The organism is Curtobacterium sp. WHRI 8282 (assembly GCF_040223925.2).
GTDB classification, from domain to species: Bacteria; Actinomycetota; Actinomycetes; order Actinomycetales; family Microbacteriaceae; genus Curtobacterium; species Curtobacterium flaccumfaciens.
This window is the reverse complement of sequence record NZ_JBEHCD020000006.1, coordinates 1-14,776: the sequence shown is the minus strand read 5'-3', so window position 1 is coordinate 14,776 and position 14,776 is coordinate 1. Positions and strand designations below refer to the sequence as shown.

Sequence of the window (14,776 nt, the reverse complement as noted above, 5' to 3'; positions counted from 1 at the left end):
GTCACCCCCTCGCCAGGACTGGTCGGACGAGCCGGACGGCCAGGGCGCCGACGCGGCGAACATCGGCGGGACCGACGGCGTAGAAGTCACGCATCCGCGCACCGGTGAGGCGAGCGGCCCAGCGCACGCTGCCGTTGCTCGAGAGCAGGTTGCCGATCAGCGCCGCCGTCGCAGCGCCCACCGCCCCCAGGACCGGGACGAGCACGACGAGGGCCACGACGTTCGCGATGCAGCCGATCGTGATGCTCATGCTGCGGAGCTCGGGACGCCCGCGAGCGGTCAGCGTGCTCCCCGCGATCGAACCGGGTACACCGATCACGACGGCGACGATCGAGACGGCCATGACGGGCACTGCGGCGGCGAACGCCGGGCCGAACACGAACGGGACCCAGAACGGCGCAGTGCACCCGAGGGGCAGTGCGATCGCGACGGCGAGCACGGCCGCTGACCGAGCGACGCGGGGGACGCGGACGTCGTCCGCGTCAGCGGCGTCGTTGGAGAGCATGACCTCTCGGATCGCGTTGGTGACGATCACGGGGACCTCGGCCACGTTCACCGCCACGGCGTAGAGCCCGAGCTGCTCGGCGCTCGCCAGCGGGAGCACCAGGAGCTGGTCGAGGCGGACGAGCAACACCCCGGCGGCGGAGCCGAGCCAGCTGCGGAGCGAGAAGCCGAGCATCGACCGTGCGTGCACGACCGCTGCGACATCGCTCGGCGGGGTCGCGCGCGGCATGAACAGGTAGACGACGCCGCCCACGACGGGGGAGAACGCGATGAGGGCGACGGCCGAGGGGAGGTCGAGACGATCGACGCCGGCCAGCACCAGTGTGCCGACGATCTTGACGCTGGCGGCGGTGACGCGTTCCGCGGTCACGAAGCCCCACGCGTGACGACCGGCCGCACGGCCCCGGAGGAGCGCCACGAAGAGTGCGGGAGCGGTGGCGGCCGTCGCGACGGTCACGAGGGTGGTCAGATCGGCGGCGTCGGTCCCCACGATGAGCGGCGCTGCGACGGTCACGGCCGCCAGGGCAGCGATCCCGCCGACGGCGAGCAGCAGCCAGGCGAGCCACCACCCGGACCGTGCCACCCGACGCCCGGAGGCGATCGTCTGGGTCACGGCGTCGGGGATGCCGAACGTGCCGATCGACAGCGCGAGGAGGAACGGTGCGGTCACGGCGGCGAGTTCGCCCCGACCGTCGACACCGAGCGAGTGCGCCAGGAACGGAGCCATGACGAAGGTCGCTGCCGGCGGGAAGACGTTCCCGACGACCAGCATGACCGTGCTCGCGGTGATCGGTCGGCGGGCGCTCACGGGGTGGTCTCGTCGCGCACGACCTGCAGCAGGTCGGGAGTCAACGTCGCCGCGATCTGCGCGTCGTTGCCCCCGTCCGTCCCGTTGCTCCGGGAGAGCGCCGACCGCTGTCCGCCGACGATCGTCTGCCAGACGCGGGGTGTGGTCTCGACCTGTGCGACGCGCACGCCGTTCGCGATCGCCCTCGCCGTCAACCAGACGTCGTCAGCGTGCGGCGCGGTCGTCCGGAACCCGTCACCGTCGTCGCGCAGTGCGTCGAGGAGCGCTGGCGGGTAGAGGACCCCGGACACACCGGTCAGGAACCACGCGTGCGACGGCGTCGTGCTCCGACAGGGCGGCCAGGTCATGTAGGGAGCCGGGGTCGAGTCCGCCGTCACGACGATGCGGTGGGCCCGGTGACAGTGGATGGTGTCCGGGGTGGTGGCGTGGGCGTCCAGCAGCGCTCGCAACCACGCGCGGCCGTACCGGATGTCGTCGTCCGCCGTGACGAGTGGGAGCGTGTGGTGGGCTTCGGACCGGACGTACGGCCACCACTTGCCGTGCGGACCGACCGGCTCGCCCACCCGGAGTTCGAGTCCACGCGCGATGAGCCGGCGGAGCGGACGGGAGCGCAGGGCACGCTCGCGATCGGCCTCGTCGTCGACCCAGAGGACGAGGCGCTGCGGCCGCACACTCCCGCTGACGATGGACTCGATGGCCAGTGACACCGACCGGAGCCGGCGGCCGTGCGAGGTGAGCGACACGACGACGGGTGCCGTCCCGGTCACCGGACGTGTCCGGACGGCGTAGCCCGCGGCACGGCAGAGCTGCGCCACGGAGACCAGTGCCGCGACCGTCGCACGTCGGACGAAGGACTTCCGAGGGGCGAGCGTCATGCGACGTTCCCGAGGACGCGCCAAACATCGGTCCGGAAGCGTGCGGCGTTCTCGGCGGATCGGTCGGCCGCTTGGCGGCACCGTCGCTGTCGGTCGGTGCAGTCCAGCTGGTCTTCCTCCGCGAGGGCCGTGGCGAGTCGTCCTGCGGTCTGGAGGTCGAGCGCGAGGCCCGCACGGTCGAGCTCCCGGGCGAAGAGGACCTGGTGGTCGTCGACGTGCTCGTCGAACGCGATCTGGCGGCCGAGGACGAGGGGCCAGGTGCCCGCCGCGAGTGCACCGAACACCGTGCCGGGGCTGCACTGACTGACGACCACGTCGGCCCACGCGAGGTGTGCCTGCATGCTCGGGGCGTCGAAGTAGTCCGCAGTGGCACGGATGCTCGGGAGGGGGAGGCTCCACGAGCCGACGCCGTACTGGACGACCCACTCGTCGTCCGGTCGGGCGAGGAGTGTCTGCTGGGCGGCGTCGAGGAGGCGCTGGAACGGCTGCTCGTGCGTCCCCACGGTGAGGAGGACCTTCATCGACTGACCGCCACGCGTTCGCGCCGCGGGAACCCCGCGAGCTGGTCGTCCCACTGGGCGATGAAGCGGTCCGTCACCGGCCGGACCAGCTTCGCCGTGAGCGTGGGGTTGTCGATCCGGTCGACGCACTCGATGAAGACGGTGTGCGTCCGGAAGAACACCTTCCCCAACCAGAAGAAGGGGACAGCTGCGGCGGCACCGCTGCTGACGATCAGGTCGGGACGTTCCTGGCGCAACGTCCGGGCGGCGATCACGAGGTTCCGGACGAGCGCGGTGACGCTCCGGTTGGTTGGCCAGTGCAGGCCGTACGTCCGGTGACCGACGACCTTGGCGACGGCGTCGGGCTTCATGAACGTCGCGATCGCGACGTCGGTGCCGTCCGGTGCCGGGAGGAGCGCGAGCAGCTGGTCGAGGTGACCACCACTGCTGCAGACGAAGAGGATGTTGGTCATGCTGGGGACTCCATGAGGTCGTGTGCGCGCCGCTCCCACAGGGCAACGGCGTGGTCGAGCGTCACCGGTTCGATGTAGGTGTCGCAGTCGTCGAGACGGGGCCGCGGTGCGTGCAGTCGCGTGTGCAGACGGGCTTGCAGATCCGGCACGGAGCCGTTCTCGAAGAGTTCGAAGAGGTCGTTCCGCACACCGAGCAGCGCCTGCATCTCCGACGGGCCGATGGTGTCCGCCGCGAGGACCGGGGTCCCGACCGCGAGGGCTTCGAGGAGGACGATCCCCCAGGCCTCGCTCCGAGCGCTGTGGACGAGGACGTCGGCTGCTGCGACGAAGGAGTACGGCTCGGCGTGAGCACCTTCGACGGACACCGTCACGCGCCCCTTCGGGTCGTGGTGCCGAGCCAGTTCCGCTGCGAGGGGTCCGGCGCCGACGACGCGCCAGTGCACCGGGACCCCGAGGCCTTCGAGGGCCGCGAGCGTGACGTCCAGTCCCTTGCGTCGGATGAGGCTGCCCACCGAGACGACGGTGAACGCAGCGTGGCGTTCGCGTGGGCTCGCTGCAGCGGCCGACCGGATCGCGACCGGGTCGACGGTGCTCGGGATGACGGCGGGTCGGTGGTCGAGTCCGTAGACCTCGGTCATGGAGTCGGCGACCGTGTGCGTGTTGGCGGAGAGGACCTGTCGAGCTCGGAAGACCGACCCGATCAGGTGTTGCTTGAGTCGACCGAAGCGGATGTACTCGGCGTGGTCCGTCGGGTCGAGGTCTTCGCAGTAGTTGAAGACGTGGTGGGCGACGGATCGGCGCCGGTCGATCATGGCGCACGCGAGGATCGACGACCAGAGCTTCACGACGACGAGCGACCGGGGCAGCGATCGGAGGACCGCGTGCAGGCGGCGCGCGACGTCGACGGTTGCCGCATGGCTCTCGATCCCGAGGACGTGGACGAAGACGTCCGGGCGCAGCAGCGTGACGAGGCCACCGCCGCCGGAGTGGAGGACCACGGTGACACGGTGGCCGTTCTCGGCGAGTCGGTTGGCGACGATGACCGTCTGGCGTTCCGCACCACCGAAGCGGAGGTGCGGTTGGACGAAGATGTAGGAGGCCACGGGGTCCTTCGGAATAAACTAGTATCTGATATGTAAACGCTACATGAGAGGATCACCATGCGCAATCCACTCCCGCTCCGCATCCCGCGACCCTGGGTGTTCGCAGTCGTGTCACGTGTCGCCGGCGGCGATGTGGCCGCCCGCCGACTGGGCCTCGAGGTCGGCACCGGCTGCCGCATCTACTCGTGCCGCGTCGCTTCGGAGTACTCGATGGTGTCCATCGGCAACGACACGACGATCTCCGTCGACGTGCTCTTCGTCACCCATGACGGCACCGGGTGGTTGTACCGGGACGAGCGCGGTCGTCGGTACCGGTACGCGCCGGTGAGCGTCGGCGACCGGTGCTTCATCGGGGCCCGGGCCACGCTCATGCCGGGGGTCCGCATCGGCTCCGACTCGGTGGTCGCTGCCGGGGCGGTCGTCACCAGGTCGGTTCCGGACGGCTCGATCGTCGGCGGTGTGCCCGCGAAGGTGATCGGTCGGACCAGCGACCTCATGGCGAAGATCGCGACCTGGCCGGCGGAGGACGACAAGCGCGGTCGAACCGCTGCGGAACGGATCGCGTCGATCGCCGAGGGCCACCAGCCCCTGGGTTGACGACCCGTTGCCGATTACGGCCGGGTCTGCGTGATGACCCGAGCGGGGTTGCCGACGGCGACGCCGCCCTCGGGGACGTCGCACAACACGATCGCGCCGGCCCCGATCCGGGCTCCAGCGCCGATCTCGATGTCGCCGAGGATCTGCGCGCCGGCGCCGACGTCGACACGCGGGCCGAGCCGCGGTACCCCGGGAGTCGACTCACCTGACCGACGAACGCCGATCGTGACGTTGTGCCGGAGGGTGCTCGCCGGACCGATTGCTGCGGCCTCGTGGACCACGAGTCCACGGCAGTGCGGCAGGGCCAGCCCAGGACCGATCTCCGTGTCGAGGGGGATCTCGGCCCCGAGCACCGTCGTCGACACCACCCGGTAGGCGATGCGGAGCGGACTCGCCAGGAGGCGTGGTGCCGCGGGTAGCGCCTGCGTTGCCCGTGCGACACGGAACAGCCAGAGCAGTGTGCGGGCCGAGCGGCCGACGTTCGCCGCTCTGTCCTCCCTGATCTCGGACTGCAGGGTGCGCAGTGACTCGATGTAGCTCATGGTGCCTCCGTCCGGACGTTCAGGTCACGTGCAACGGCACTGATCGGGAGCAGGCGTCCTGCCCCGATCAGTGCCGCGTCTCGTCAGCGTGCAGAGATCGTGTTGTCCTGGCCGAGGTCTTGGACCTCGGCCTCACCGGAGTACTTCACGGTGTTGTCGGACCCGGGCACCGTGATGCTCTTCGCGCTCTTGACGTCGATCGTGGCACCGCTCGCTTCGACGAGGAGGTCCTCGACGGCGCCGAGCGTGATCGTCGACCCGTCCTTCGCGGCGCCGAGCACGGAGACATGCGTGCAGTCGCCCACCGTGAGCGGCTTCTTGGTCGTTGCGTCGGAGGCGTCGATCGTCGCGAGACCGTCGATGCACTCGTTGTAGACGGTCTCGTTGGCGGCGCTCGTCTTCGTCGGGGAGGGGGTCGGAGAGGAGGTCTTGTCCGGGGTTGCACCACCGCTGCAGCCGGTGAGTGCGGCAGCCAGGGCGGCGCCGAGGGCGACGGTGACGAGGGTCTTGCGCTTCATGAGGTTCTCTTTCTGTCAGAGGTAGGGCGGTCAGTGGGCAGCTCGCGGGTTCGCCGACCCTGCCTGGGGGCGCTGGGGGCGCTGGGGGCTGCGTTCTCAGCTGCGTAGTAGGTGTCGTAGGCGCCGCGGTCCTTCGTGGGGACCATCGTCATGACGACCCCCAGCGTCTTGCTGCCGATGCTCCGGAGGGCATCGAGCGCCGAGGCGAGCTGCTTCTGCGTCACGCGGCGGACGGAGGAGATCACGACGGCGCCGCCGGTGAGGCGACTGAGGACGGCCGCGTCAGTGACCGGCAGCAGTGGCGGTGCGTCGAAGATGACGAAGTCGAACTCCGTGGTCAGTTGGTCGATCAGGGCGAGCATCGCGTTGCTGCCGAGGAGCTCGCTCGGGTTGGGCGGGATCTGACCCGCAGGCAGGACAGAGAGGCTGCCGCGTCCCCACGGGATCGTCACGTCTTCGAGCTCGGTCCTGCCGATGAGGAGGTCGGAGAGTCCGACTGCCCCCTCGATGCCCATGAGCTCGGCGATGCGAGGACGCCGGAGGTCGGCGTCCACCAGGACGACGCGGGAACCGCTCTCCGCCATGGTGATCGCGAGGTTCGCGGCGGTGGTCGACTTGCCCTCGGACGGGATGGCCGAGGTGACGGTGAAGCTCCGCCGTTGCGCATCGGTCTCCACGAACTGGATGTTCGTGCGGAGGGAGCGGAAGGACTCCGCGCGCGGATTCCGCGGATCGGAGTGGACCACGAGCGGGTTCGTCGTCGCTGCGGCGTCGAACCCGATCGCACCGAGGACCGGCACCGAGGTGACGCGGACGACGTCCTCTTGTGTCCGTACCTTGGAGTCCAGTGTCTGTCGGACGAGCGCTCCACCGACGCCCAGCGCGAGTCCGAACGCGAGCCCCAGTGCGACGTACTTGACGAGGTCTGGTGAGCTCGGTGCTCCGGGGACGAGCGGCGGCTGCACGGTCTCGATCCGGACGAGTGAGGCGCCACCGTCGGTCGGCTTCTCGAGGTTCTCGGTGACCACGTGCGCGAAGCTGGAGATGACGGCCGCGGCGACGCGGGCTGCTTCCTTCGGGTCGTCTTCGGTCACCGAGATGTCCAGCAGCACACTGTCGACCGTGGCGGTGGACGCCACATGTTGCGCGAGCTCGGTCACCGTGGTGTCCAACCGGAGCTCGTCGATCACGGGTTGCAGCACGCTCGCGCTCCGGACGACCTGCACGTAGGAGTTGACCTTCTGCTGTGCCGCGTTGTTGCCCTGCGCCAGGTCGTTCACGTCCGGGGCGCCTGGCTGCACCGACACGAAGACCTGACCGGTCGAGCGGTACTGGGGGGTGCTGACGACGGCGATGAGCGCGCCGACGCCGCCCCCGAGGAGCGTCGCCACGAGGAGCACGACCAGCGATCGCCGGATGATGCGGAGGAAGTCAGAGAGCGTCATGATGCTCCAGTTCGGGTTGAAGTGTGCCGTTAGTATATCACATGACATGACAAGAGCGGCGACTCAGTGGAGTCGCCGCTCTTGTGGTTCCGGGTGGGGCAGCTGTTGGGGATCAGCTGGCCCGGGTCAGCTGGCCGGGGTCAGCTGGCGGGCTTGAGGTGGACGCCGGAGATGCTGGTGGGCTCTCCGTCGACGGGCTGCTGGACGAGGGTCAGGTCGTAGGTGATCCCGGTGGCGAGGCCGCGTCGGATCTGCCACATGCCGTTGTCGTCGACCTCCGTCGTGAAGATCTCGTTGTTGTTCCAGGCCGGGGCGATGGCGGTGATCTTCGCGCCGCGGGTGCCGGTGCCGGTGAAGGACACGGGGACGCCGGCCTCGAAGGTCGAGTCCATCGTGGGCGTGGTCAGCGTGAACGGACGGTCGATGCCGGTGGGGGCGAGAGTGAAGCTGTTCGACAGCGACGTGGTGCCGTCGGCTCGGAGCTGCTTCGCGGTCAGTTCGTAGGTCGCAGCGGGGCCGTAGGCGCGGAGGATGTTCCACTCGCCGTCGGCGTTCGCGGTGGCGGTGCCGTAGACGGTGTCGTTCCACTGGAAGCGGAGCTCGATCTTGGCGAACGGGGTGGCGGTGCCGGTGACCCGGGTCGGCTCGCCGGGCTTGTAGGCGTGGTCGGCCGGCCCGGTGATCACGATCTCCTTGTTCGTGATGCCCTCGGGGTCGAGGGTGAACATGGTGGAGGTGGACGTGGTCTTGTCGAAGCGGGTCTGCGTCGCGGTCAGTTCGTACTTCGCTGCCGGGCCGAAGCCGCGGGTGATCGACCAGTTGCCGTTGATGTCTGCCGTGGCGGTGCCGTAGACGGTGTCGTTCCACTGGAAGCGGAGCTCGACCGTGGCATACGGGGTCGCGGTGCCACTGATCGTGGTCGCGCGGTTGGGCTGGTAGGTGTGGCTGGTCGGCTCGGTGATGACGACTTCGCGCGCGGTCTGGGCGCCGTTGGGGGTCACCGTGATCGTGTCGGAGGTGGTCAGGTTGCCCTTGGAGTGCTGCTGCGCGGTGAGGGTCTTCGCGGTGTTCGAGGGTTCGAGTACGACCTCCGCGGTGAAGGTGCCGTCGGCCTTGACCGTGGTCGTGACCGGCTTGTCGCCGCCGGTGATGGTGACCGTGGTGTCGGCCTGGCCGGTGCCCGTGACGGTCACGGCGCCGGGGGTGACCGTCGAGGAAGCCGGCTCGTCGAGGACGACCGCGGCGCCGTACTCGGCGGTCGTGTCAGCGGTCTGGATGCCGTCGATGCCGGACTGCTCGATGCGGATCTTCTGGTCCCCGGCGCCGATCGGGTCGATCGTGGTCGACCAGGTGCCGTTGCGCACCACGGCGGTGCCGATGGCGGTGGTCGAGTCGCCGGCGTAGAGGGTGATCGTGGCGCCGTCGACACCGGTTCCCGACACGGTCGCCTTCTGGGTGACGTCGTCGGAGAACGTGACCGTGCCCGTCGGGGCGGCGACGTTCGCGGTGACCGTGACGCCGAAGGCGCCCACTGCGAGGTTCACGCCGTCCACGGCGACGGTCGCGGTGCCGCCGGTGATGGTGCCGGCCGCAGCCGAGGCGGGGATGTTCAGCGTGTAGTCCACGTACTGGTTCTTCGTGCCCCAGTAGGCGCCGGAGTTGTTCTCAGGGCCATCGATGGTGACGGTCGTTCGGTCAGCGTTGAACGTGTAGCGGTAGTTGCCCTGCACGACGTCATCGCTGACGTGGCGTGCGGCGACGTCGGCGAAGGTGGTGCCGGTCGGCGCGGTCAACGTCATCGGTCCGACGACCTGCTCGTCCTGGACCTTCGCGGTGCCCTTCGAGGAGGTCGTACCTGCCTCGCCCGACGGCGTGGTCGCGATGATCTCCTTCAACGGAGCCGGGGCAGGTGCCTCGATCGTGGTCGGCGTGGTCGCCGTCGTGTTGTAGGAGCCCTCGGTTGCGGTACCGACGAGCTTCGCGGACATCGATCCGGTCGCTGCAGCGGCTCCGGCCGGGGTGGTGACCTCGATGCCCCACTTCATCAGCGAGGCGTCAGGGAGGCCCCACCCCGTCTCGGTGGGCGTGAAGTCGTAGGTGTACTTCGTGCCGTCCGCGGACCGGACACCGTTGGTGAGGGTCATGGACTCGTTCGTCCAACCCTCGCCCGGCTTCTGGTAGGAACCGTTCACGGTGCTCTGCCCGGCAGCGAACGTCGTGCCAGCCGGGGCGGTGAACTCCACCGTGGCCTCGGGCTTGCTGACCGAGCCGCTGGTCTTGAACACGGCCTCGACCTCCGTGTCCGTGCCCCGTCCGAGCGTCGTCGACGTGCCGGTCTGCCCCACGATCGCCGCGGGGTTCGACGGCACCGTGGGTGTCGGGTCGTACGTGCTCGCCATTGCCAGGGCGGTGCCCGTGCCTGCGTAGAGGAAGCTGCCGTTGAAAGGCGAGGGCGCCGTGACCGTGCCAGTGACCTTCAGGCCTCTGATGCTCGGTACTCCGTTCGAGTCGAACGTCCACGGGCCAACGCTCGTGTTTGCGAAATCGCTGCACGGCTGCCAGGCGAGGGAACTGTTCGGCCTACTGTCTGCAACACCGTCCGGGAAAGTGTCGATGCCAAGGCAACGGCCGTCGTCCACCCGCTTGATGTACCCGTTCGCCGGGTCGAACACGACCTCGGGAGCCTGCTTGAGTGCTTCGCTCACGTACGCGGAGGTGTACTGGCCGCTGTTTGCTTTGGCGGTGAGGAACTCGTTCCCCTTCTTCCAGACGAGCTTGAAGGGGTGCTCCGTGTCGTAGGCGTTCACCGACGCCTTGGGCGACTCGGACGGAGCAGCCATGGCGGCCGAGCCGAAGCTCAGTCCGCTGACGATGGTGGCGGCGGCCAGTCCGGCCGCACCGATGGACTTGAAGGCCACCGAGGCCTTCTTCTTGTGAGACATGTACATCTTTCAGGACAGGCCGCCCTACGGCGGCTGTGCGGGAAGGGGTGATTGCGCCTTCTCCGGCGCAATCGTGTATCAAGAATAGCATGTGAAATACGAACGGACAGCCGCTCTGCGCGCCGTCTGGCGCTGGGAGTTGAGCCTGATCAACGCAACTTCCCGCCCCTACGACTTGATGCCCAGGCGGTCCTGAGTAGAGTTGAGTCCATCGGACGCAAGTCCAACGACTTACCCCTAGCAAGAAGGAGCACCCACACATGGGACGTGCAGTAGGCATCGACCTCGGAACCACCAACTCGGTCGTCAGCGTGCTCGAGGGCGGCGAGCCCACGGTCATCGCCAACGCCGAGGGTCTCCGCACCACGCCGTCGATCGTCGCGTTCACCAAGGACGGGGAAGTCCTCGTCGGTGAGACCGCGAAGCGCCAGGCCGTGACGAACGTCGACCGCACCATCGCCAGCGTGAAGCGCCACATCGGCACCGACTGGACGACGGACATCGACGGCAAGAAGTACACGCCGCAGGAGATCTCGGCGCGCACCCTCGGCAAGCTCAAGCGCGACGCCGAGCAGTACCTCGGCGAAGACGTCACGGACGCGGTCATCACCGTCCCGGCGTACTTCAACGACGCCGAGCGCCAGGCCACGAAGGACGCCGGTGAGATCGCCGGCCTCAACGTCCTCCGCATCATCAACGAGCCGACCGCGGCCGCCCTGGCCTACGGCCTCGACAAGGGCAAGGAAGACGAGCTCATCCTGGTCTTCGACCTCGGTGGCGGCACGTTCGACGTCTCCCTGCTCGAGGTGGGCAAGGACGACGACTTCTCGACGATCCAGGTCCGCGCGACCTCCGGTGACAACCGCCTCGGTGGCGACGACTGGGACCAGCGCATCGTCGACTACCTGGTCAAGAAGTTCAAGGACGAGCACGGCGTCGACCTGTCCACGGACAAGATCGCCAAGCAGCGCCTGAAGGAAGCGGCTGAGCAGGCCAAGAAGGAACTGTCGTCGCAGATGTCGGCGAACATCCAGCTCCCGTACCTGACGCTCACCGCCGAGGGCCCGCTGAACCTGGACGAGACGATCTCGCGCGCACAGTTCGAGCAGATGACCTCCGACCTGCTCGACCGCACCAAGAAGCCGTTCAACGACGTCATCAAGGAAGCCGGTGTCTCGGTCAACGACATCGCCCACGTGGTGCTCGTCGGTGGCTCGACCCGCATGCCCGCCGTGGCCGAGGTCGTCAAGTCGCTGACCGGTGGCAAGTCCCCGAACCAGGGCGTCAACCCGGACGAGGTCGTCGCCGTCGGCGCCGCACTGCAGGCCGGTGTCCTGAAGGGCGAGCGCAAGGACGTCCTGCTCATCGACGTCACGCCGCTGTCGCTCGGCATCGAGACCAAGGGCGGCCTGATGACGAAGCTCATCGACCGCAACACCGCGATCCCGACCAAGCGGAGCGAGACCTTCACGACCGCTGACGACAACCAGCCGTCGGTCGCGATCCAGGTCTTCCAGGGCGAGCGCGAGTTCACCCGCGACAACAAGCCGCTCGGTACCTTCGAGCTCACCGGCATCGCGCCGGCTCCCCGCGGCGTCCCGCAGGTCGAGGTCACCTTCGACATCGATGCCAACGGCATCGTGCACGTGTCCGCGAAGGACAAGGGCACCGGCAAGGAGCAGTCGATGGTCATCTCCGGCGGTTCTTCGCTGCCGAAGGAGGACATCGAGCGCATGGTCCGCGAAGCCGAGGAGCACGCCGCCGAGGACAAGGCTCGTCGCGAGGCCAACGAGCGTCGCAACCAGGCCGAGCAGCTCGTCTACTCGATCGAGAAGCTCATCAAGGAGAACGACGAGAAGCTCCCCGCGGACGTCAAGTCCGAGGTGCAGGCCGACGTCGACGCGCTCAAGTCCGCACTCGCGGGCGAGGACGACGACGCCGTGAAGTCCGCCTTCGACAAGCTCAACGAGTCGCAGGGCAAGCTCGGCCAGGCCATCTACAGCCAGCAGGACGCAGCAGCCGGCGCCGCCGGTGGCGAGCAGCCCGCGGGTGAGCAGCCGGCCGACGACGAGGACATCGTCGACGCCGAGGTCGTGGACGACGAGGACGACAAGGACAAGAAGTAACGATGACGGATCCCAAGGACAACGTGCCGAACGAGGAAGAACCCCAGGTCGAGGGAGACGCCACGAACGCGGCCGAGCCCGAGGACCTCATCGAGGCGGAGGGGCCCGACGTCGAAGTACCGACGGACGGCCCCGCCGCCGGGGGCCCGGCGGCGGATGCAGCGAACGACCTCTCCCCGGAGGACGAAGCGCTGCTCGCCGACGCCGCCCGCGGCATCGCAGAGGACAAGCTGAGCACCGAGGACCGCGACCTCGTCGCCGAGATGCGTGCGGACATGCTCCGGGCGCAGGCCGAGCTGGTCAACTTCCGCAAGCGCGTCGAGCGTGACCGTGAGGCCAACCGCGAAGTCGCCATCGCCGAAGTGGTGCGGGCACTGCTGCCGGCGCTCGACGACCTCACCCGGGCCGAGGCCCACGGTGACCTCGCCGAGGGTCCGATGCAGGTCATCGGCCAGAAGATCCGCGGGGGCTTCGAGAAGTTCAAGCTCGTGCAGATCGGCGAGAAGGGCGAGGCGTTCGACCCAAACATCCACGAGGCGATCGTCCAGCTCCCCACCCCGGGTGCCACCGGACAGACCGTCGCGGACGTCGTCGAGCCGGGCTACAAGCTCGGTGAGCGGGTCCTCCGCGCGGCCAAGGTCGCGGTGGCGGTCCCGGCCTGAGCCGGGTCCTCACGGTGACGACAGAAGAAGGCAGGTGATCCATGGCCAGTCAGGATTGGTTCGACAAGGACTTCTACAAGGTCCTCGGCGTGTCCAAGGACGCCTCCGACGCCGAGCTGAAGAAGACGTACCGCAAGCTCGCGCGGCAGTTCCACCCGGACTCCAACCCGGGTGACGCCGCCGCCGAGAACCGCTTCAAGGAGATCAGCGAGGCGTACTCGGTGCTCTCCGACAAGGAGCAGCGCCAGGAGTACGACCAGGTCCGTGCCATGGGCTCCGGCGCCCGCTTCACGGCGGGCGGCGGGGGCCAGGGCGGGTTCGAGGACGTCTTCGGCGGGATGTTCGGGCAGCAGGGCGGTGGCGGACAGCGCGTCCGCTTCGGCCAGAGCGGCCCTGGCGGTGCCGGCGGTTTCGAGGACATCCTCGGTGGGATGTTCGGCGGGGGTGGTGGCTTCGGCCAGACCTCCGGCGGCTACCGCGGCTTCGGTGGGCCGACGAAGGGCCGCGACGTCACGGCGTCGACGACCCTCGACTTCACGACGGCGATCGCCGGTGACACCGTCAAGCTGTCGCAGGGCAACGGCCGACCGGTCAACGTCCGCATCCCTGCGGGCGTCGCCGACGGGCAGAAGATCCGGTTGCGTGGTCGGGGCGAGCCCTCACCCGACGGCGGCGACGCCGGTGACCTGGTCGTGCTTGTGCACGTCCGCAAGCACCCGGTCTTCGAGCGCGACGGGCAGCACCTCCGCGTGGACGTCCCCGTGACGTTCGTGGAGGCAGCGCTCGGCGCCACGATCCAGGTGCCCACGCTCGGCGGCGAACCCGTCAAGCTCCGGGTCGCGCCGGGGACGCCCTCCGGTCGTGTCCTCCGCGTCAAGGGCCGTGGCGTCGCGACGAAGGACGGCACGGGCGACCTGCTCGCCACCGTCCAGGTCGCGGTGCCGTCGCACCTGTCGGACAAGGCGCGCGAGGCCGTCGAGGCACTCGCCGCCGCACTGCCCGACGAGGACCCCCGCGAGGACCTGCTCGCCAAGGCGCGCAGCTAGCAGCACCAACAGCAGTAGACCCGGCCTGGAGGCTCGGTGTGGCTTCCTGACGGACGCTCGCCGCGCCTCCAGGCTGTTCCAGGACCACGCGAACGACGGAAGGAAGCCCCATGACCGACATGGACGAGAACTCGCCCGTCTTCGCGATCGCGGTCGCCGCGGAGCTGGCGGAGATGCACCCGCAGACGCTGCGGCAGTACGACCGAGTCGGCCTGGTCGTGCCGGGGCGGACCCGTGGTGGCTCCCGTCGGTACTCGATGCGGGACGTCGTGCAGCTGCGCGAGATCGCACGGCTCGGCTCCGAGGGGGTGTCGCTGGAGGGCATCCGGCGGGTGCTGGAACTCGAGAACGAGAACAAGGCGCTGCGTGACCGGGTGCGTGAACTCGAGCGGGCGCTCGCGGACCAGCTGATCAGCCGACCGGGCGCGCGCGTGTTCGCGGCGACGGCGTCCGGAGCGGCGATCTCGCTGCGAGCTGGCGCCCGGCCGCAGCGGAACACGCAGATCGTGTTGTACCGCGGACCGCACTGACCGCGACCGGAGCGTCGCATGCACGGGGAACGCCCCGGCCAGCACTGCTGTCCGGGGCGTTCGTCGTGCTGGGTGTCAGGACTTCGGGGTCAGGGGGGAGTTGAG

General features: G+C 69.0%; 14 protein-coding genes. 5 read left to right on the top strand and 9 right to left on the bottom strand.

Annotated features, from left to right (window positions below; all coding sequences use genetic code 11):
- Position 1: 1 nt before the first annotated feature.
- Genes ABRP24_RS16850 through ABRP24_RS16830 form a run of 5 tightly spaced genes read right to left on the bottom strand, consistent with a single transcriptional unit; the run spans position 2 to position 4,263 of the window.
- Positions 2-1,312: an oligosaccharide flippase family protein gene (locus ABRP24_RS16850; RefSeq protein ID WP_349847226.1), complete on the bottom strand. Its 1,311-nt coding sequence runs from the start codon at positions 1,310-1,312 to the stop codon at positions 2-4.
- The gene (locus ABRP24_RS16845; protein WP_349847225.1) at positions 1,309-2,187 is read right to left on the bottom strand and encodes a hypothetical protein; all 879 of its coding nucleotides are present in this window, start codon (positions 2,185-2,187) and stop codon (positions 1,309-1,311) included. The genes ABRP24_RS16850 and ABRP24_RS16845 overlap by 4 nt, the downstream gene beginning before the upstream one ends.
- Positions 2,184-2,708, bottom strand: a complete 525-nt coding sequence (locus tag ABRP24_RS16840; protein WP_349847223.1) for a glycosyltransferase — start codon at positions 2,706-2,708, stop codon at positions 2,184-2,186. Before ABRP24_RS16840 ends, ABRP24_RS16845 begins: the two co-directional genes overlap by 4 nt.
- Positions 2,705-3,160 carry a UDP-N-acetylglucosamine--LPS N-acetylglucosamine transferase gene (locus ABRP24_RS16835; protein WP_349847221.1) on the bottom strand — a complete coding sequence of 152 codons (456 nt, stop codon included), beginning with the start codon at positions 3,158-3,160 and terminating at the stop codon, positions 2,705-2,707. The genes ABRP24_RS16840 and ABRP24_RS16835 overlap by 4 nt, the downstream gene beginning before the upstream one ends.
- Positions 3,157-4,263: a glycosyltransferase gene (locus tag ABRP24_RS16830; RefSeq protein ID WP_349847220.1), complete on the bottom strand. Its 1,107-nt coding sequence runs from the start codon at positions 4,261-4,263 to the stop codon at positions 3,157-3,159. The genes ABRP24_RS16835 and ABRP24_RS16830 overlap by 4 nt, the downstream gene beginning before the upstream one ends.
- 57 nt (positions 4,264-4,320) lie before the next feature.
- Between ABRP24_RS16830 and ABRP24_RS16825 the strand changes: the two genes are divergently transcribed.
- Positions 4,321-4,860: an acyltransferase gene (locus tag ABRP24_RS16825; RefSeq protein ID WP_349847218.1), complete on the top strand. Its 540-nt coding sequence runs from the start codon at positions 4,321-4,323 to the stop codon at positions 4,858-4,860.
- Between the two features lie 14 nt (positions 4,861-4,874).
- Here the strand turns inward: ABRP24_RS16825 and ABRP24_RS16820 are convergent, their stop codons facing one another.
- The 4 genes from ABRP24_RS16820 to ABRP24_RS16805 form a co-directional block, all read right to left on the bottom strand.
- The gene (locus ABRP24_RS16820; RefSeq protein ID WP_214561227.1) at positions 4,875-5,402 is read right to left on the bottom strand and encodes a serine acetyltransferase; all 528 of its coding nucleotides are present in this window, start codon (positions 5,400-5,402) and stop codon (positions 4,875-4,877) included.
- A gap of 83 nt (positions 5,403-5,485) precedes the next feature.
- Entirely contained in the window at positions 5,486-5,920 is a 435-nt protein-coding gene (locus tag ABRP24_RS16815; RefSeq protein WP_349847217.1) for a DUF3060 domain-containing protein, read from the bottom strand.
- The gene (locus ABRP24_RS16810) at positions 5,917-7,365 is read right to left on the bottom strand and encodes a polysaccharide biosynthesis tyrosine autokinase (RefSeq protein WP_349847216.1); all 1,449 of its coding nucleotides are present in this window, start codon (positions 7,363-7,365) and stop codon (positions 5,917-5,919) included. The genes ABRP24_RS16815 and ABRP24_RS16810 overlap by 4 nt, the downstream gene beginning before the upstream one ends.
- 140 nt (positions 7,366-7,505) lie before the next feature.
- On the bottom strand, positions 7,506-10,307 hold the full coding sequence (locus ABRP24_RS16805) for a hypothetical protein (protein ID WP_349847215.1): 2,802 nt from the start codon (positions 10,305-10,307) through the stop codon (positions 7,506-7,508).
- 260 nt (positions 10,308-10,567) lie between these two features.
- On the opposite strand from ABRP24_RS16805, the gene dnaK reads away from it, so the two are divergent.
- From dnaK to ABRP24_RS16785, 4 genes are all read left to right on the top strand, one after another.
- Entirely contained in the window at positions 10,568-12,433 is a 1,866-nt protein-coding gene (dnaK, locus tag ABRP24_RS16800; RefSeq protein ID WP_349847213.1) for a molecular chaperone DnaK, read from the top strand.
- Between the two features lie 2 nt (positions 12,434-12,435).
- On the top strand, positions 12,436-13,095 hold the full coding sequence (locus ABRP24_RS16795; protein ID WP_081827213.1) for a nucleotide exchange factor GrpE: 660 nt from the start codon (positions 12,436-12,438) through the stop codon (positions 13,093-13,095).
- Positions 13,096-13,136: 41 nt separating this feature from the next.
- The gene (locus ABRP24_RS16790; protein WP_349847210.1) at positions 13,137-14,141 is read left to right on the top strand and encodes a DnaJ C-terminal domain-containing protein; all 1,005 of its coding nucleotides are present in this window, start codon (positions 13,137-13,139) and stop codon (positions 14,139-14,141) included.
- Positions 14,142-14,260: 119 nt separating this feature from the next.
- Complete coding sequence (locus ABRP24_RS16785; RefSeq protein ID WP_349847791.1) at positions 14,261-14,671, top strand: heat shock protein transcriptional repressor HspR; 411 nt, start codon at positions 14,261-14,263, stop codon at positions 14,669-14,671.
- Positions 14,672-14,776 lie beyond the last annotated feature (105 nt).